Source organism: Staphylococcus sp. NAM3COL9 (genome assembly GCF_001431205.1).
Classification (GTDB): Bacteria; Bacillota; Bacilli; order Staphylococcales; family Staphylococcaceae; genus Staphylococcus.
The window spans coordinates 675,137-693,775 of the sequence record NZ_LGPC01000016.1 but is presented as its reverse complement, the minus strand read 5'-3'; the positions used below and the strand labels follow the sequence as shown (position 1 = coordinate 693,775).

Genomic DNA, 18,639 nt, shown 5'->3' with positions numbered 1-18,639 from the left:
TTTTATCTTCATAGTATTTAGCTACTTTTAAAAGATATAATTCTCTCTCAAAAAATCTTTCGCGAATTAGTGTGATTAGAATGCTCTGAAAATATAATATTGACTTTACTTAAATTTAACGTTACATTATAAAACGTAATAATTACGATTTATAAAAGGGGAGTCATGTCTAATGAGTAAAATTCCGGTAACTGTTTTAAGTGGCTATTTAGGGTCAGGAAAGACAACGTTGCTCAATCACATTTTAAAAAATCGAGAAGGACGTAAAGTAGCGGTTATTGTAAATGATATGAGTGAAGTAAATATTGATAAAGATTTAGTTGCAGAAGGTGGCGGCTTATCGAGAACAGATGAGAAACTAGTTGAATTATCAAATGGCTGTATCTGTTGTACGTTGAGAGATGATTTATTAAAAGAAGTCGAACGTCTCGTACACAAAGGAAATATAGATTATATTGTCATTGAATCTACAGGTATTTCAGAACCTGTACCAGTTGCTCAGACATTTTCATACATAGATGACGAACTCGATATTGATTTAACATCGATATGCCAATTAGACACAATGGTGACAGTCGTTGATGCGAATCGTTTCACCAATGACATTAATTCCGAAGATTTATTGATTGACCGAGACGAAGGTGCTGATGAGACCGATGAACGTACAATTGCAGATTTACTAATCGATCAGGTTGAATTCTGTGATGTCCTTGTATTGAATAAAACGGATTTAGTTACTGAGAATGAATTACAGAAACTTGAAAATGTATTGATACAGTTACAACCTGAAGCGAAATTAATTAAAACGGTTAATGCAGAAGTAGAATTAGACGAAATTTTGAATACTGGGCGCTTTGATTTTGAAAAGGCAAGTGATTCTGCAGGGTGGATTAAAGAATTAACTGAAGGTGGCCATGCGACACATACGCCAGAAACTGAAGAATACGGTATAAGTTCTTTTGTATATTCAAGAAGATTACCCTTTCACGCGGAACGTTTCAATACATGGTTGGAAAATATATCAGATAATATCGTTCGTTCCAAAGGTATCGCGTGGCTCGCACAATATAATGAAGTCGCTTGTTTATTATCGCAAGCTGGTTCTTCTTGTAACATTAGTCCAGTGACTTATTGGGTTGCTGGTATGCCACTAGAACAACAAAGACAGATATTGCAAGAAAGAACAGATGTTGCAGAAAATTGGGATATTGAATATGGAGACCGAAACACACAACTTGTCATTATCGGTACGGATTTAGATACTGAAAAAATTGAACGTGAACTAGACGCATGTTTATTAAATTATCATGAAATAGAGCAAGATTGGAGTAACTTATCAGACCCTTATCAATGGGAGATAAGTACGCAAAAATAGACGAAAAGAGGAAGCGTTGTGTTTGAATGCTTCCTCTTTTTGTATTTAATTATTTTACGATAGATGAATACTATTTATATCTTTTTTAACAAACACGTATCTTCGTTATTATTTTAAATAATCATAAATTTGTTTTGGACGTCCTAAATATAAATTTGCAATAATATGTTGCCCATCAACGATCTTTTGCACTGGAAAGTCAGCTAGTGGCGCCATGACATGTTCAAATAATTGTAGTCTCACTGGTGAGCGATAGGCCTCTTGTATTTGGAAATCTGTAATTTGACTACGTGTTAATTCACTTTTTTCGAGTTCTCCATTATAATCACGCATTTGTTTTAACATAAATTGGGGTTGAGCGATTATATTTTTGGCTTCTTGCTCATCCATAGGGAAGTGTTTGTAACCCATTGTTGTTTGAGCTACACGTAAAGAGCCATAATCTAAAGTCCCTACAAGTACATCATTATCTATATATAAATTAGGCTGCCCTGATTTTTTCGGAAAAGCTGCAATTTCACGTCCAGATGTAATTGCAGCTTGATTGTTAACATACATACTTAAATAAAATTCACCTTGTTCTCCATTATATTCTACTGGTATAACTTGACCTGCTTCCATATAAGAACCTAAACCTGTACTATCAGGCATGTTTATAATTTCAAATTTAATTAAATTACTTGTAATTTTCAAAGGTTCTGGAACTACACGTTTTAATGCTTCTATATCAGTTTCATAAATTACATTGAGGTATTCTCTATTTCTAAAAAATGGGTTGGTTGGGGAGAATGCAGGCGCGTTAACTGGTGTTGTAACTATATTTTTTAAATCTTCTTTTTTCATAATAAGTCTCCTCCTATAATTATGACAATACTTTAAACAGTTGTAATGAATGTTCAAATTCAGGAAGTTCACTTGAATTTGAAGCTTTTGAAATAATTTCTACAATTTTTTGGTTAAAAGGTGTGGATATATTGTGTTTTTCTCCTACCGCAACTACAAGGCCATTAATATAATTAATTTCAGTTTGTCTTTGTTTTCTTAAATCCTGCAACATACTGGCTTCTAATTTACTGCTAGGCTGAAGCATTTTGTTTAGTTTTTCTGCATTTTTTTGGTTTTCAAATTCAGTTAAATCATGACCGCTAATAGTAGCAAATGCTATATTATTGGCATAGCCCACTTTGATACATTCATCAACTACGTGTCTTGCTATTTTAAAGGCATCTGGATTGTCTAAAATATCACCATATGTGCAATTTAATGCTGCTGATAGACCGCTAAAAGTACTATTGATAAGTAATTTAGACCACTTTGTTCCTAGTAAGTTATCGGAAAGGTGGACATTTCCAATACAACCTAAAAGGCTTTTTAACGATTTAAGTCTAGATGTGATTTCACCATTTAATTCACCAATTTGAAGTGCATAATTTTTAAAAGAATTATAATCTGTCGTTAATTCTGATATGCCAGGTGCTTTAAACGTTGCACCAAATTCTACTGATCCTGCAATAACGCTATCTCTAGGTATATATTGTTGAATAATTTCTTCAGGCACTCCATTTTGTAGAGATAACAATATACCATTACTTTTTAAAATATTTTTGATAACTGGTAATACATCTTTATTATAAGTTTGTTTCGTTAATAATAAAATCAAATCATACTGTTGATTAATTTCATTAGGTTTTAACGCGTTAACTGAAACATGAAAATTATCTGTGCCTTCTATAGTGGCGCCTTGACTATTTAAAGTATTAACATGTTCATCATAAGTATCAATGAGATCGACGTTTTCGTTTGTTAAAGATAAATACGCCCCCATAATTGTTCCTAAAGAACCCGCTCCATAAATTGCTATATTCATTAAAAATCACCTCATTTACTACTATAATTGCTATTATTTATATATACTAATATATAATATTGATGAATATATAAGTGTAAGCTTATAGTTGGAAGGTGAGTTCTTGGAATTATTACATTTAAAGTATTTTAAACGTGTAGCAGAAAATTTAAATTATACTAAAACTGCAAATGAGTTAAATGTTAGTCAGCCTGCTTTAAGTATGATGATAAAAAAATTAGAGCAAGAATTAAATGTAGAATTATTTTATAAAAAAGGAAGAAATGTATTTTTAACTGATAATGGAAGTGTTTTGTTGAAGTCGGCAAACAATATTTTTAATGAGCTCAACAAAGCAGAAGAATTAATTTATAGGAATGAACAAACCAAAAATCAAACGATTAGTTTTGCATCTTCTCATAGTCGTTTGATTTCATATATATTTGATGAGTATATAAAGCATAATCCACAATACATGTTTAATTGTGAAATTGACACAATGGGAGCGATTATTCAGAAAATAATTAACTATGATATTCAATTTGCTTTAAGTTCAATCAAAATAAATCACCCTAAAATAGAATGTCGGTCTATTATTGATGAAGATATTGTTATTACATATCCTAAACAGTTTGATGATAGTCCAAACTTCGACTTCGTCTATAACAATGACATTATCAAAAATTTTGTTTTTCCGTCTCATAATCAAGATTATAATAATCTAACAAAAAGTAAGTTAATAACAATGAATTTGAACATTCATCATGCAACTTATATTGATGATGCGTTTATCACATCGATAGTAAAACAACGACAAAATTTTGCTTTTGTCCCTATTAGCATGTGTAGAAAATTAGAGTTGCCTTATATTCCTCATTCAGATTTGATAATTCATACTTCAATTTATTTGTCTTCATTAAAGAACGAGAAATTAAATGAAGGAAATTTAGATATGTTTAGATTTATTGAAAGTTATTTGAAAAAGAATAAAGCGTTTTATGTGATGAATCGTAATTCATGACTGTCATAATATTATCTTAATACGGGATGTTTAAGTATTTCAAGACATGTCACATCAAGGTCTCTCTTATAACATTAAGGACATTTACATTTAGGGCTTTTCAAAAAGCAGGATATGGAATAGTTTCGTATATTACTAATACCTGTATTTAAGAGTTGAATGGGAATGCCCTTTAGCCTTTTTAATTTCCCGGAAAATAATTAGGTAACAGACCCTCTTTAATTCTAATGATGAATAATGCTATTTACATAGTTGTTATATTGAATATTTACACGCTATAAACAGTAAATTATCTTTATATCGCATGGTGTTTTATGATGGAATAAGCAGAGGATTTTTTTAATTGTGTGATGCCCATATCTGTTTTAAACAAAAAAAGTAAGCATTATATCAAATTAGAAAACCATCAATATTCAATAAGGTTTATAAAGGAGAACAAAATAAATGACAAAACATATACCATTAAGTGTCCTCGAACTTGTAGGCATTTCGGAAAATCAGACAGTCAAGGAAGCACTTGAGGCATCTATGGATAATGCAGAGCTTGTAGATGATCTTGGATTCAAGAGACTTTGGTTTGCCGAGCATCATAATACAAAAAATCTTGCATCCAGTGCTACATCACAACTGATTGCGATGGCAGCAGCACGAACAAAAAATATTCGTGTAGGATCGGGCGGTATTATGTTGCCAAACCATTCACCATTGCAGTTAGCTGAAAATTTCGGCACGACTGCCCAACTCTATCCAGGTAGAATTGACCTTGGACTTGGGAGAGCACCTGGAACGGACCAAAAGACATCACAATTGATTACACGTTCTGATAGTGATGCACAGACTTTTGCAAATTCTATTTTTGACCTTATGGGCTGGTTCAGTGACGAAGGACTAGGTAACAGTGTTCCTGTGACTTCGACAGTAGGTACTGGTACAAACGTACCAATTTGGGTATTGGGCTCAAGTATAAATGGTGCATCAATTGCTGGACAGCTTGGACTACCGTATTCTATTGCGACACATTTTGCGCCTGATGACTATAAACAAAAAATTGACATGTACCGTTCTACATTTAAGACAGATGCGCCAACTTCTCAAATCGATGAACCATATGTCATGGCGGGAATTAATGTTGTTGTAGCACCAACAGACGAGGAAGCAGAAAAAATTTGGACAACGACGATTCAAATGATGAGAGATATGCATACAGGTCAGCAGCGTAAGTTACAGCCACCTGTAGACCCTGAAGAATTAGGGTCAGAAGAGCAAAGAAAAATGATGGAATCGATGTTCAGCATCAAAGCCGTTGGTTCACCTGAAACAGTCCGTAAAAGACTAGAAGCGTTCACGGAAGAGACCGGAGCGGATGAACTCATCACTGTGACTTATACTTATGACCCAGAAAAAAGAAAACAATCGATGGAACTACTCGCAGACCTGTGGTTCTAAGTAATTGATGCTCAAGGAAGATGTTTCCATGTTTAATCAAGGTAAGAAACAAGCATCGTCTGATTAGATTTAAGATAGCGGGAACTGTATGTCATTTATGATGTACAGTTCTTTTTTATAGCTTTATAAATTTTATTTTGTGTTGTCTTTCAAGATATTGTAAAAATTATTTATGTGTTTCTCTTTTTTTGAGTAAATTCCTATCGTTCGCGAAGCATTTGGAAGTTTAATGTGAGTATACATATTGCTGTTAACCTTTTCCATATAGGACTTTGGACAGATGGCCACACTTTCACTTGTAGCTATAAAATTTAAAATGGATTCTCTATCTTTGACGTAGGATAAATCCATTTTTTTCGGATTGATGTTATTATTTTTAAAATCAAATGTATCGCCCGGTGGTTCTAATAAATAGTAATGTTGTTGAGCTAAGACTTCTGCATCAATATGATTTATTTCATTTAATGCATGTTGCTTAGAGAATACAAGTTCATAGGGCTCTTCAAACCAATATTCATAATAAACACCTTCTTGTAACGCAATTTGTTCACCTATTACCAAGTCTAATTTATGTTGTTGAAGCTGATTTACTAATTCCTCTGTACTGTTGGCTGGAAATAATCTGATATGTTCATTTTGATTGTTCATTTTATGCAATTCTTCTAATGGAAAATTTGAAATAATACCTACTTTTAAAACTTCAGTATCTTGGTTTTTTAAATAATCAATTTGCTGTTTTACTGATTTCAGTCCTTCATATAACTTTAACCCTTCATTTGTTAAACTGACGCCTCTAGGAGTCGCGTCAAATATTTTATAACCAAAATATTGTTCTATTTGAGTAATTCTTTTCTTAATACCAGGGGTGCTTATATTTCTTTCAAATGCAGCTTTATTATAACTTTTAGCTTTAACTACGGAAAATAAATCTTCTAAGTAATCCACTTCCATACTATCCCACCTTTTAACTTAAAGTTTATACTCATTATACTAAGTGCTTATTCCTCAAATCACAATACCTTGCTAACATTTAATTAATGAAGGAGGAGTGATTTGTTCATGACATTAAATTCATTGAAAAGGATGCAACTATGAAAGCATTAATCCAGTTCATAGCATCAATGTTCATCTTTGGAACGATAGGCCTTATCATTAAACAAATAAATTTAACGTCAGTAGAAATAGCGATGCTTAGCAGTTTTATTGGATGTACTTTTTTATTATTATTTTACATTATGCGTAATAAAAGACTAAACTTTACATTTTTGAAGCGTTATAAATGGCTCATTATTCTCTCTAGTTTTGCGTTAGCCGGTAACTGGGTGTTTTTATTTCAATCATATCAGTATACGAGTATTGCGAATGCAACTTTAGGTTATTATTTTGGTCCGATTATTGTGTTAATGCTGTCTCCATTCATTTTAAAAGAAGCATTGAGTAAAAAAAGTGTGTTTTGTATTATCGCTTCACTTATCGGGTTGATATTTATTTTAAGTAATGGTTTTCTACAGCCTGGATCGAATGATGTGTTAGGAATTCTAATTAGTATGCTTGCGGGGAGTTGTTACGCTTGTTTAATGCTTACTAATAAATTTATTAAAGATGGTAGCCGTATGGATTTAGCGATCTTTCAATTATCTATAACAGCATTGATTTTACTTCCCTTGGTGTTTGGGGTTGGTGGTGGATTTGAAATTCACACACAAATTGCTGCAATACCATTTATTCTCTTTTTAGGAGTTGTTAATACTGGTATTGGCTTTTGGTTATTCTTTTCTGGTATGGAAAAATTAAACGGTCAAAATATTGCATTATTAAGCTATATAGATCCATTAGTCGCAATTTTTATATCGGGTCTTATTTTACGTGAACAATTTACGGTTTTACAAATGATTGGAGGGATAATACTGATTGCTTCAACGTTCTTGAGTGAATTTTCATTTAATAAATTTAAAGTACGACGGAAACAAGAATTTTAAATACTAAGCATTTCATTGGAGTAGGTACATTAAAAAAGTAATATATTTTTAATGGTTATAATTCAAGATTTATAATCTATATATAGGCACATCAAAAATACTCGAATAAACAAGCAAACCTATTTTGGTTTAATAGGTTTGCTTATTCGTTTCTATACCCCATATAATGTTATAGTCTAATAGATTCTATAACTATATTTTAAATTAGAAGCTGTTAAAGTCATTATATTGGAATATGACGCCTCTAATTTAACTTAAGAAAATGTCACCCGAATAATTAACCAAATCTATATGAGGGATTGTTTACGTATGTGATATGGAAGTGGGTTAGTTATACCAAATACCCAAAGTTATAAAAAAGGATGGCACAAATAGAGAATTAAAAGATATCCGTTTGTGAATGAGATAAACAAGCCAAGTAAGAATTATAAAATGCTTATATATCATTTCATTGGTTGTAAGTTATACGCTATAAGTATTGGAGAATGTTTTTATGAATAGTTTTAAAAAGATATTTACGAGTAGCACGAAAACGGCAAATAAGAAAGTAATCACTATATATGTTGTTTTACGCTTAATTGTTATTTTAAACCTCATGAATGAAATGATATTTATACAAAGATGGGATGTCATTTTCACCCTTGTTTTGACGCTTGTCCTATTTACTATTCCACAACTTACTGAACGATTATTAAAAATTGAAATACCTAATTTACTGGAATTTATTATTATACTGTTTATTTTTAGTTCTACGATTTTAGGTGAACTTGGAGATTTTTACAGTTATTTCAGATTATGGGACACAATGCTTCATTCGATTAATGGATTTTTAGCTGCAGGTATTGGATTTTCACTGGTATTTTTACTTAATAAAAATGTGAGAGGAATCAATTTAAATCCATTGTTTCTTGCAATCGTTACTTTTTGTTTTTCTATGACTATCGGTGTGATGTGGGAGTTTTTTGAATACACTGTGGATCAGGGCATGGATATGGACATGCAAAAAGATCGAGTGGTTCAAAAAGTGAATAGTGCAACTTTGGCTAATGAGCACAATACTGTACATCACATTGATAATATAGAGAAAACTGTTATAGAGAGTAGAGATGAGTCGGGACATCGTGTTGAAAATGTTGTGAATGGTGGCTACCTTGATGTTGGAATACATGACACAATGAAAGATTTATTTGTGAATTTGCTGGGCGCAGCTACATTTAGTGTGCTAAGTTACTCATACGCGAAATACGATCGGAAAAAATATAAATTTGTTAAGAATTTTATACTTAAAAGAGAAGATAGGTAATTGTGTACTTTTGATCATATGAAGTTAATGATGTTTAAAATAAATCTAAAATAGTTCAATCATATAATACATTTATGATTGAACTATTTTATTTTTCATTTACAGAGTTCCTTTCTGGTATTGCGTTTTAAGTAAAATCAATAATAAAATGAATGAGGGTAACCAAACAAAATCTAAATTCAACATGCCTAGGTAAATACAATCAGAAATAATTGGTAAACTAAGTGCATTTCCTAGGGAATAAACTTAGTTTACAGTATGGCTAGCATATTCTGTTACGAGGATTTTCTTGAATATGATTCTTGCACCACCAAAAGATAGGGCAAAGCATTAATAGAAGTTTAATTTCTAATTTCCTTTCAATTCATTATTGCCAAAGTCAATTTCAAATCCTAAATCTTGAATCATTTTATAGTCCAATTTATTAGGCTGTCCTCCAGTAATTAAGTAGTCTCCTACAAATATTGAATTTGCAGCCTTTAAGGCCAAAGGTTGTAGTGAACGTAAATTAACTTCTCTACCGCCAGCAATTCTAATTTCTTTAGATGGATTAACGAGTCTAAATAAAGCGATAAGTCTTAAGCATTTCATAGGTGTCAATTCATCCATTTCCCCGAACTTTGTGCCTTTAATGGGATGTAAAAAATTAATAGGAATACTATCGGCGTCGATTTCTTTTAAGGCGAACGCCATATCAATAATATCTTGGTTTGACTCTCCCATCCCACAAATTACACCAGAACAGGGTGAAATATTATTTTCTTTCATAATTTCTAAAGTATTGGTTCTATCCTTATAAGTATGTGTAGTTACAACTTCTTCGTGATAGTTTTCACTAGTATTTATATTATGGTTATATCTATCAACACCAGCTGTTTTGAGTTTTTTTGCTTGCTCATCATTGGTTAAACCAAGACATGCACATATTTTCAATTGAGGATGGTTTGATTTAATTTCTTCTACAGTTCTACTTATATGATCAATTTCTTTATTACTAGGACCTCTGCCACTCATAACAATACAATAAGTGCCTATATTGTTTTCATGTGCTACTTTGGCACCACTCACAATTTGTTCTTCTGGTACTAGAGCGTACCGTTGCTTTTGTTTCATATCTCTAGATTGACCGCAATAACCACAATCTTCAGGGCATATACCACTTTTTGCGTTTAAAATCATGTTTAATTTAACTTTTTTGCCATAATAGTGTTTTCTTAATATGTAAGCTTCGTTTAATAAATCTAATGTGTCTACGTTAGAATCTTCATAAATTTTTAGCAACATATCTTTAGTTAGATTTTCCCCTTGTAAAATGTTTTCAGCTAATTTCATAGTAATGCTCCTCATTTAATTAGACTTTAATAGTTTCTCCTTTTTATAATAAAGCTATTCCTGTATAAATGTAAACCAAAATAAATAAATAGTTTACATTATCTCCGTAATAGTTAGAAATTCTGATAAGGGGAGCAATTTTTTATATTCAAATTGCTTAAGAAAGCGTAACGATATCAACTTAAATTTAAAATATAGTTTGATTCAAGTAGGAAGTCACGATAAACTAATGGCATTGTGAAAAATATATTTACGAGGGGATAATATAGTGTTTAATAGTAGTGAACAATTAATTTTAGGATTTACGATCATTATTTATTTTGTTTTTTTACTTTTGATGTCTTTATACATACAACGAAAAATAAAAACATATGATGACTATAATATGGCAAGTAGAACGGTAACCGTATGGCCACTGATTTTAACATTCGTCAGTACAGGTGTAGGTGGCGCGACACTGTTAGGTTATATGGAAAATGGCTATACATTAGGTATGGGACAACAGTGGATTCACATAACCATGATAGCTGCTGTTATCGTACTTGCGTTTTTTTTATTAAAACGTATTAGATTATTAGGCGAAAAGCATAATATGGTGACAATCGGTGATTATACTGCACTGCGTTATGGCGAATCAGCACGTGTTCCTACTGTTATCAGTTTCTTATTTGCTTATTGTGCGATGACAGGTATGCAATTTGTCGCGATTGCTTCTATTCTGAATTTAACAATAGGGTTAAATATGACAGCGGGTATTATTATAGGATGTATCTTACTGACTATAAAAACTTACCTAGGCGGCTTAAAAGCTGTTATTTGGCAGGACGTTGTTCAAGGGACAATATTAACAATCGGTATTATAGTGTTATTTTTTGTGGTTATCTATTACTCAGGTAGTTGGAGCGATATTCAAGCTAATGCGAGTGGTCAAAATCAAAACGACATGCTGAACTTCCTTAATATCACACCAAATGAAATTTTAATCTATCTGTTAACATTAGCTTTTTATCAATTTATCAGACAAGATGTGTGGCAACGTATTTGGGCAGCTAAAGACTTGAGCACTGCAAGAAATGGTTACGGTATTTCGATGATTATTGCGGTGCTATTAGGTGCAATGACAGTATTTATTGGCGTGTATGCTAAGTTTGGTTTGAATTTAGATGTAACAGACACACCATTAGTTTATTATAATGTCATTCAAGAAGTATTCCCATTTCCATTAGTACTTATAATGATTATAGTATTATTAGCAGCAGTAATATCTAGTGCGGATTCCTTCTTCATTGCAGGTTCTTCATCTATAGCTAACGATATTATAAAACCAAATGTGAAAAGTCATAATCAGAATAAAATGCTGTTATATAGTAAACTTTCAGTGTTGATCGTAGCAGTAATTTCTTTAGTATTAGCACTTATGATTCCAGAATTAGTAAATCTTATGGTAACCGGCACTGCGATGTCAGTATCAGGTTTGCTTGCACCAGTGATTTTCGGTCTATTTTGGAAAAAACCCACCAAACTTGCAGGTAATATCGCAATGTGGAGTGGACTTGGCTCAGCAGTAGTATGGCAAATACTCGGTCATCCGTTTGGTCTTCATCCAATCTTAATTGGGTTGCCACTTTCAACAATTATGTTATTACTTGTAACATTCTTTGGTAAGAAAGATTACACGAGGACATAGGTAACCAGTTTAGCAAGCACTTTATAGTAAATTAAAAAATCTCACTCATCAAATAAGATGAGTGAGATTTTTATTAAGCACTATTTTTTTATAAGCACTATTTTTTTATAAGCACTGATCAAATAAACTGGCTAGTCTAAAAGTCCGCCATCATTATTAAATTATATTTCGGATTATTCTTCTGATATTTTAACCACTTGTTTACCAAAGTTTTCACCAGAAAATAGTTTTCTAAATGCATTAGGCAATTGATCAAAGCCTTCATCGATTGTTACTTGTGATTTAATTTTATCTTCAGATACCCATTTTGCAAGTTGTTCGCTTGCTTCTTTAAAATGTTCTGCAAACTGTGCGACTACAAAGCCTTGCATTAAGGCTTGGCTTTTAACTAGTGTTTCTTGAATTCTTGGTCCCATTTCAGTTTGCGTATGATTGTAAGTTGAGATTGCACCACATACAGGTACACGTGCAAATGTATTTAAATGTTTGAAAACTTCATCTGATAATTTTCCACCGACGTTTTCGTAATATACATCAATACCATTTGGTACAGATGCTGCAAGTTGTGCTTCAAAATCATTACATTTATAATCAACAGCAGCATCAAAGCCTAATGTGTGTGTTAAGTACTCTGTTTTTTCTTTTCCACCGGCAATACCAACAACATTTGCACCTTTTATTTTAGCAATTTGTCCTACTACAGATCCTACAGCTCCTGAAGCAGCAGATACCACAACTGTTTCACCTTCTTTAGGTTTTCCTATTTCCAATAATCCGGTATAGGCAGTCATACCTGGCATTCCTAAAATACTTAAATATAAATGTAATGGAACTTCTGTGGAAGGTATTTTATTCACTTGGTTTGCATCAGTAGTGATTATTCTTTGCCAAGGTAAGACACCCGTAACATAATCTCCTTCTTCCAAGTAATCCACTTCAGATTTTATAACTTTCGCTAAAATATGCCCATCAATTGGTTTACCGATATCATAAGGTTTAACGTAACTTTTTGAATCATTCATTCTTCCACGCATATAAGGATCCACAGAAATATAAATAGATTTTAATTGTACTTCACCCGTATTAGGTTCTGTTGTTTGAATTGCTTCGTAACTAAAAGTATCGTTTTGAGGTAATCCTTCTGGTCTTTCGCTTAATACAACTTGTTCATTTTGCATAGTAATCCTCCGTGTAAATATTTTTTTAATTAGTGTTTAAACTGACTTTCTTAAATGAATTTATTTCTTGTAATGATAATTGCCATTGAGGTATAAAAAGCAAGACTTTTTCATTGTTTTTCCTCCTATTGAGTGGTTATATAATAAGATAACAGTTAAACCTTAGTTTAAGAGAAGGGATGTGCTTACATTGGAAAAACTTTATATTGATCAAGTAGCAAGCAAATGTAATATAAGTAAAAGTAAGTTAAGATTTTATGAAAAAAAAGAAATATTAAAATTTATAGAAAGAGATGCTAATAATAAAAGGTTATATAGTGAAGATGATATTGAAATGATAAAATTCATAAAGTGTTTAAGTAATTTGAATATGAGTTTAAAAGATATTAAAAAAAATACAGGTATGTTATATGATAATGAAATAGATATAAAAACAATATTAGAAGTACATTTAGGGGTTTTAAATAACCAAAAAGAAGTACTGAATAAAAGAATCGTAGTAATTGAAGAAGAGTTAAATCAAATTATTTAACTTATAGCTTTTAGTTAAAGATATGACAACAATTTATTTGAAAAAGAGGTGTATTAAGTATGAGCATTGTTTCAGGAATTCTTGTTTTATTAGTTGCTATTGAATTTATATATATAATGATATTACAAACGATTAAAACGACTTCCCTAAGAACCAGTAAAATATTCAATATTAAGCAGGAAGAATTAAAACAGCCTAATTTAAAAGTTCTTATGAAAAACCAGGGTGTTTATAATGGACTTCTTGGTGTGTTGTTATTATATGCACTATGCTTTTCCCATAATCCTAGAGAATTAAGTGCTTGTATTTTAATATATATCATTTTAGTTGCTATATATGGGGCAATTACTAGTCAAAAATCTATAATTCTAAAACAGGGTGGACTTCCTATCATTGCCCTTATCTCATTGTTTTTTTAACTTGTTTTTAACTAATTATTGTGTTGACAGACTTACCCCCTACTTTTATAAAAGTAGGGGGGTAATATTATTCATCGACATCTGCAACAACTGTTTGTTGGTAATCAATTAATATGACAGATCTAAGACCTGTACCTTGTTCTGATCCTTTTTCAACTGGACTCACATAATGACTTACATTAGGATCGTAAACGCCATAGGATTCTAAAGGATTTTCCATTTCAAAAACTTCTATTATATTGTTTCTATCAGTGTCTTCAGGATTATTCCCAGCAGCTTTTGGCACTGCGATAGCATTTGTCCCACCAATAATATTCTTTCTTTCAATTAAATGAGCAAACGTAAACGGTTCTCCGTCTTGATGTAAACAGTTCGGTGAAGAAACAGCCTTATCTCCGTCATTTTCTACATACAATTTAACGAAATGCACACCCACATGAATCGGTAAGATTTTATCTTCTTCGTTCCAAAACGTTTCATGATAATTGGCTATAATAATATCGTTTAACAATTTATTACTTCTTATATTTTCATCAATAGAGTGGAATTCTCTATATGATCCGGAATGTTCTGGATTGAACTTCCCTTGAAAATACGCAGAATAATCAACGCCATTTCTTTCAATCGTAGGAAGCCAAAAAACATCTTCAGTTCCAGGTAAAACGATTGCTCTAGAGTATCTTCTATATCTATTAAGGTTAGGGGCATAATCATCTTCAGGTAGATCAGCAAAGTATTCTAATATTTCATTATAATCCTGTGCAATACCCTCATAATTTAAACTTTTCATTAAATCATATCTTGAATAACCATCTTTTTGTAATTTATTCATTATTCAATACGTATCCTTTCTATTTTTAAATCTAAGAATGTGAGAATATTCACACGAATTGCGCACAATTCTTCATACTACTTAAGTATATTACTTAATCATTTCTTTTTATTTTATACCATTGTAAGTAGTAAACACAAATATCGATAAATTTTGATTGCTTATACTAGTCCGAAAAAATCTCATCCATCTTATATGATGAATGAGATTTGTATTTACTTTATCAAATTAACAATCATCTTCGAAATATTTGAAAAGCCAATCAGTATTTGTACTTTCCATGTGTGCTTTTTAAAGCGCTAAGCTAATTTAAACGACGGATATGATAATTATGAATCATATTTTTTATAGTTTCTAAATTATGGAGGTCTGTAGCTACAGATACGTAACTATCTGGACGAACTAGGAATACTGAATTTTCTTTAATACCTTTCGCATTGACTGTTCTATTCCATGGTACATCATATAGAGGAACACCAGTTTCAAAAGCGAGCTGTTTGAGTGCTTGGTTAACTTGACCATATGCATGAAGTTGCCAATCATAAGATTTTAATGGTTCAAAGTTATTAATATTATTTGTGTGCACCCATGGTAAGCGATCTCCACCTTTAATGTCACCATATTCTCCACTGCTTAATTCACTATGTCGATAGTTTATATTAGTTTGAGAGATTGTTTTAAACATTAATTGTTTTAATGTGTTAAAACGTAATAATTTAGATGCAAAGAAAGGAATGACGAAATTTTTCACCATTTGACTATTGGACATAATTTGAAAAGCCTTGTCTGTTGTCTTCACTAACCTTTGGGCGAATTTGATACGTTCAGGTTCGTAGGTATCTAGTAATTTTGGTGAGGCTTTTTCTGTTAGAACTGCGCTCAGTTTCCAAGCTAAATTAAGCGCGTCACTTATGCCTGTGTTCATACCTTGACCACCAGCAGGACTATGAATATGACCAGCGTCTCCACATAAGAAAGCACGGCCCAGTCTGAATTTTTCAGCAACGCGATGGTGGGAACGATAGGATGAATACCAGTTCACTTTATTTACTTGTATTGGTAATATACGCTCAACATGAGGAATTAGAGGAGTGAGTGTTTGTGGAGCATCACCATCTACTACAAGCGCTTCAGGTATTAAACCAATTAGACGTAGTTGTCCTGTAGTTCTAATAGGAAAACCTAAACAAAAGTAGTTATCATGGAAACCCATGGATGCTTCTTTCAAAGCTGAACTATTTTCTACATCAGCAACGAAGAACATTTGATGATAGGTTCCACCTGGGAAATCAAGGTTAAGTGATTTCCTAACAACACTACTGGCACCGTCGCACCCACAAATGTAGGAAAATGTTTTCGTGATTTCCCCATCAGGTGTATTTATGGTAGCTGTTACAGCGTCACCATCATCCTCAAATCTTAATAGATCATGATTCCAACTAATTTGACCACCTCGTTTTTCTAGCTCATCAACGAGTATTCGTTCGTGGACGTCTTGGGGAAGTGATAAAACATATGGATAAGGACTTATGCCTTTACCAATTTTACCTACAGGTAATTGTGCAACAACCTTACTATCTTTATATACATTTATAGTGTTTACTAAAATTCCTTTTGCTACAACTTTATTTGAGAAACCTAACTGCTGATAAAATTCAAGGACTCTTGCCTGTAAAGCCATTGCACGTGAAGCGGTTCCAGGCCCTTTATTTTTATCAATAATTTTAAATGGAATACCTTGATTACTTAATGAAATTGCCATGGCTAAACCACTAGGTCCAGCTCCAACTATTAATACTTCATTAATCATATCTATCTAACCCCCAACCTCTGTAATTTCTTAGCACAAGCTAAACATATAATAATTAAACGTAATGTTCAATTGTTGTAATATAGAAAATAGAACTTGGCGTCATATGTTCGTTAAAATTACGAAATAGGGGGATTATCTTTGCTCTGGAATTTACTATACGTATATTTGTTGTGTTCTCATCCTATGCCTTCACACTCCAATGACTAAGTGTCACATATTTTAATATGCATTTATAAAATGGTTCAAATGAGTAAAAATAATTTACCGATTTAATCCGACTATTCTTATAGAATTTACTGATTTGGTGTTGACGAAGTATGGAATATTCGCTATATTTACTAGCATAGATATTATCTGAAAATTCTATAAATTAAGAATTTTCATCTTAGGAAATGAGTAAAGTAATTCAGAAAATATTAATTTAAATTTTAAAATTTCCTCAACAGTCACTATGAAGCATAACGAAACTACATTTAGGAGGAAAAACATATGCCGAAGAAACAGATACATTTTAATGGATTTGTTCAAAATTCACCATCTCCACATTCGTCTGGGTTATGGAAACATGACAAAGATCAAGGTGCACATCATAATCAATTAGAGTATTGGATAAATATTGCACAAACATTAGAGAAAGGTAAGTTTGATTCTATATTTATTGCAGACGTTTTAGGAACATATAGCGTTTATAATCAATCGAGTGATGCTGCAATTAAGCATGCAGTCCAACTTCCTGCGCACGATCCTATACCAATTATTTCTGCTATGGCTACAGTCACAAAACATATTGGTTTTGCCCCAACAATTTCTACTACATATGCACAACCGTATAGTTTAGCTAGACAATTATCCACATTAGATCATTTAACCAATGGTCGTTTAGGTTGGAATGTCGTCACTTCTTATTTAGAAAGTGAAGCGATTAACTTAGGACTGAAAGAACGATTACCAAAAGATTTAAGATATAACAGAGCAGATGAATTTCTCCAAGTCGTTTATAAACTTTGGGAGGACAGTTGGGAAGACGGCGCTGTAGTTAATGATAAAGATACGGATACATATGCAGATCCTGATAAAGTGCACGAAATTAACCATGAAGGTGAATTCTTTAGTGTGCCTGGACCTCATATAGTTGAACCATCACCGCAAAGAACACCTGTATTATTTCAAGCAGGCGCTTCAGAAAAAGGTAAAACGTTTGCTGCTAAACATGCAGAAGCTGTGTTCACAAAACATACTTCAGTAGAATCATTAAAGCGCTATGTAGATGATATACACACAAGAGCTGAACAACATGGCAGAAGTAAGGAAGATATTTTAGTGTTTCCTATGGTACTCCCAATTATCGGAGAAACTGAAGAAGAAGCCTATCAAAAATACGAAACATTAACAGAACATATCAGCTATGAAGGTTCAGCTTCATTATTAAGTGGACATACAGGCATTGATTTTTCAGAGTACGACCCAGATCACTATATAGAAGATATTGAGACGGAAGCGATGCAGGGCAATCTTAATATGTATACCAAAGACCCACACCATAAATGGACACTTAGAGAAGCTGTAAAAAATCACGGTCTAGGCAATGGCACAGCTAAATTTATTGGAACAAAAGAGCAAGTCGCAGATAAATTTGAAGCATGGGCACTTGAAGGTGGGGCAGATGGGTTTAATATCGCTCAAAGCTATTCACCTGGCACATTCGAAGAATTTGTTGATCATGTTATCCCTGAATTACAAAAAAGAGGTCTATATAGAACAGAATATGAAGGTACAACACTTCGTGAAAATATGTTCGGAAAAGATAAAAAGACAATAAAGGAAAATCATCCAGCAAAAAACAAGCGTGCAGCGAATACGCTTATATAAATAATAA

The 18,639-nt window shown here is 32.3% G+C and carries 16 protein-coding genes; 9 read left to right on the top strand and 7 right to left on the bottom strand.

Features of this window, described 5'->3' with window-relative positions; all coding sequences use genetic code 11:
* Nucleotides 1-172: 172 nt before the first annotated feature.
* Nucleotides 173-1,375: a GTP-binding protein gene (locus ACA31_RS12830; RefSeq protein ID WP_057513706.1), complete on the top strand. Its 1,203-nt coding sequence runs from the start codon at nt 173-175 to the stop codon at nt 1,373-1,375.
* Nucleotides 1,376-1,483: 108 nt separating this feature from the next.
* Here ACA31_RS12830 and ACA31_RS12825 read toward each other — a convergent pair whose 3' ends face one another.
* Complete coding sequence (locus ACA31_RS12825; protein ID WP_057513705.1) at nt 1,484-2,218, bottom strand: acetoacetate decarboxylase; 735 nt, start codon at nt 2,216-2,218, stop codon at nt 1,484-1,486.
* 19 nt (nt 2,219-2,237) lie between these two features.
* A complete protein-coding gene (locus tag ACA31_RS12820) occupies nt 2,238-3,242 on the bottom strand; it encodes a ketopantoate reductase family protein (RefSeq protein WP_057513704.1) in 1,005 nt (334 codons plus the stop codon).
* A gap of 103 nt (nt 3,243-3,345) precedes the next feature.
* On the opposite strand from ACA31_RS12820, the gene ACA31_RS12815 reads away from it, so the two are divergent.
* Together ACA31_RS12815 and ACA31_RS12810 are read left to right on the top strand one after the other, a co-directional pair.
* Nucleotides 3,346-4,242 (top strand): LysR family transcriptional regulator, encoded by an 897-nt coding sequence (locus ACA31_RS12815; RefSeq protein ID WP_057513703.1) that lies wholly within the window; start codon nt 3,346-3,348, stop codon nt 4,240-4,242.
* A gap of 444 nt (nt 4,243-4,686) precedes the next feature.
* A complete protein-coding gene (locus ACA31_RS12810) occupies nt 4,687-5,688 on the top strand; it encodes an LLM class flavin-dependent oxidoreductase (protein ID WP_057513702.1) in 1,002 nt (333 codons plus the stop codon).
* A gap of 132 nt (nt 5,689-5,820) precedes the next feature.
* Here ACA31_RS12810 and ACA31_RS12805 read toward each other — a convergent pair whose 3' ends face one another.
* Nucleotides 5,821-6,639, bottom strand: coding sequence for a LysR family transcriptional regulator (locus tag ACA31_RS12805; RefSeq protein WP_057513701.1), 819 nt, complete (start codon nt 6,637-6,639; stop codon nt 5,821-5,823).
* A 140-nt stretch (nt 6,640-6,779) separates the two neighbouring features.
* On the opposite strand from ACA31_RS12805, the gene ACA31_RS12800 reads away from it, so the two are divergent.
* Nucleotides 6,780-7,667: a DMT family transporter gene (locus ACA31_RS12800; RefSeq protein ID WP_057513700.1), complete on the top strand. Its 888-nt coding sequence runs from the start codon at nt 6,780-6,782 to the stop codon at nt 7,665-7,667.
* Nucleotides 7,668-8,160: 493 nt separating this feature from the next.
* On the top strand, nt 8,161-8,970 hold the full coding sequence (locus tag ACA31_RS12795; protein WP_057513699.1) for a hypothetical protein: 810 nt from the start codon (nt 8,161-8,163) through the stop codon (nt 8,968-8,970).
* A gap of 348 nt (nt 8,971-9,318) precedes the next feature.
* Here the strand turns inward: ACA31_RS12795 and bioB are convergent, their stop codons facing one another.
* Complete coding sequence (gene bioB / locus ACA31_RS12790) at nt 9,319-10,302, bottom strand: biotin synthase BioB (protein WP_057513698.1); 984 nt, start codon at nt 10,300-10,302, stop codon at nt 9,319-9,321.
* Nucleotides 10,303-10,570: 268 nt separating this feature from the next.
* Between bioB and ACA31_RS12785 the strand changes: the two genes are divergently transcribed.
* Entirely contained in the window at nt 10,571-11,989 is a 1,419-nt protein-coding gene (locus ACA31_RS12785; RefSeq protein ID WP_057513697.1) for a sodium:solute symporter family protein, read from the top strand.
* A gap of 173 nt (nt 11,990-12,162) precedes the next feature.
* On the opposite strand, the gene ACA31_RS12780 is transcribed toward ACA31_RS12785, so the two are convergent.
* On the bottom strand, nt 12,163-13,167 hold the full coding sequence (locus ACA31_RS12780) for an NADP-dependent oxidoreductase (protein ID WP_057513696.1): 1,005 nt from the start codon (nt 13,165-13,167) through the stop codon (nt 12,163-12,165).
* 190 nt (nt 13,168-13,357) lie between these two features.
* Here ACA31_RS12780 and ACA31_RS12775 point away from each other — a divergent pair, with 190 nt between their 5' ends.
* Both ACA31_RS12775 and ACA31_RS12770 read left to right on the top strand, forming a co-directional pair.
* On the top strand, nt 13,358-13,699 hold the full coding sequence (locus ACA31_RS12775) for a MerR family transcriptional regulator (RefSeq protein WP_057513741.1): 342 nt from the start codon (nt 13,358-13,360) through the stop codon (nt 13,697-13,699).
* 59 nt (nt 13,700-13,758) lie between these two features.
* Nucleotides 13,759-14,118: a DUF1304 domain-containing protein gene (locus ACA31_RS12770; RefSeq protein ID WP_057513695.1), complete on the top strand. Its 360-nt coding sequence runs from the start codon at nt 13,759-13,761 to the stop codon at nt 14,116-14,118.
* A gap of 67 nt (nt 14,119-14,185) precedes the next feature.
* Here ACA31_RS12770 and ACA31_RS12765 read toward each other — a convergent pair whose 3' ends face one another.
* Nucleotides 14,186-14,950 (bottom strand): 2OG-Fe dioxygenase family protein, encoded by a 765-nt coding sequence (locus ACA31_RS12765; RefSeq protein ID WP_057513694.1) that lies wholly within the window; start codon nt 14,948-14,950, stop codon nt 14,186-14,188.
* A 304-nt stretch (nt 14,951-15,254) separates the two neighbouring features.
* Nucleotides 15,255-16,760, bottom strand: coding sequence for an FAD-dependent monooxygenase (locus tag ACA31_RS12760; RefSeq protein WP_057513693.1), 1,506 nt, complete (start codon nt 16,758-16,760; stop codon nt 15,255-15,257).
* A 492-nt stretch (nt 16,761-17,252) separates the two neighbouring features.
* On the opposite strand from ACA31_RS12760, the gene ACA31_RS12755 reads away from it, so the two are divergent.
* On the top strand, nt 17,253-18,632 hold the full coding sequence (locus tag ACA31_RS12755) for an LLM class flavin-dependent oxidoreductase (RefSeq protein ID WP_057513692.1): 1,380 nt from the start codon (nt 17,253-17,255) through the stop codon (nt 18,630-18,632).
* Nucleotides 18,633-18,639 lie beyond the last annotated feature (7 nt).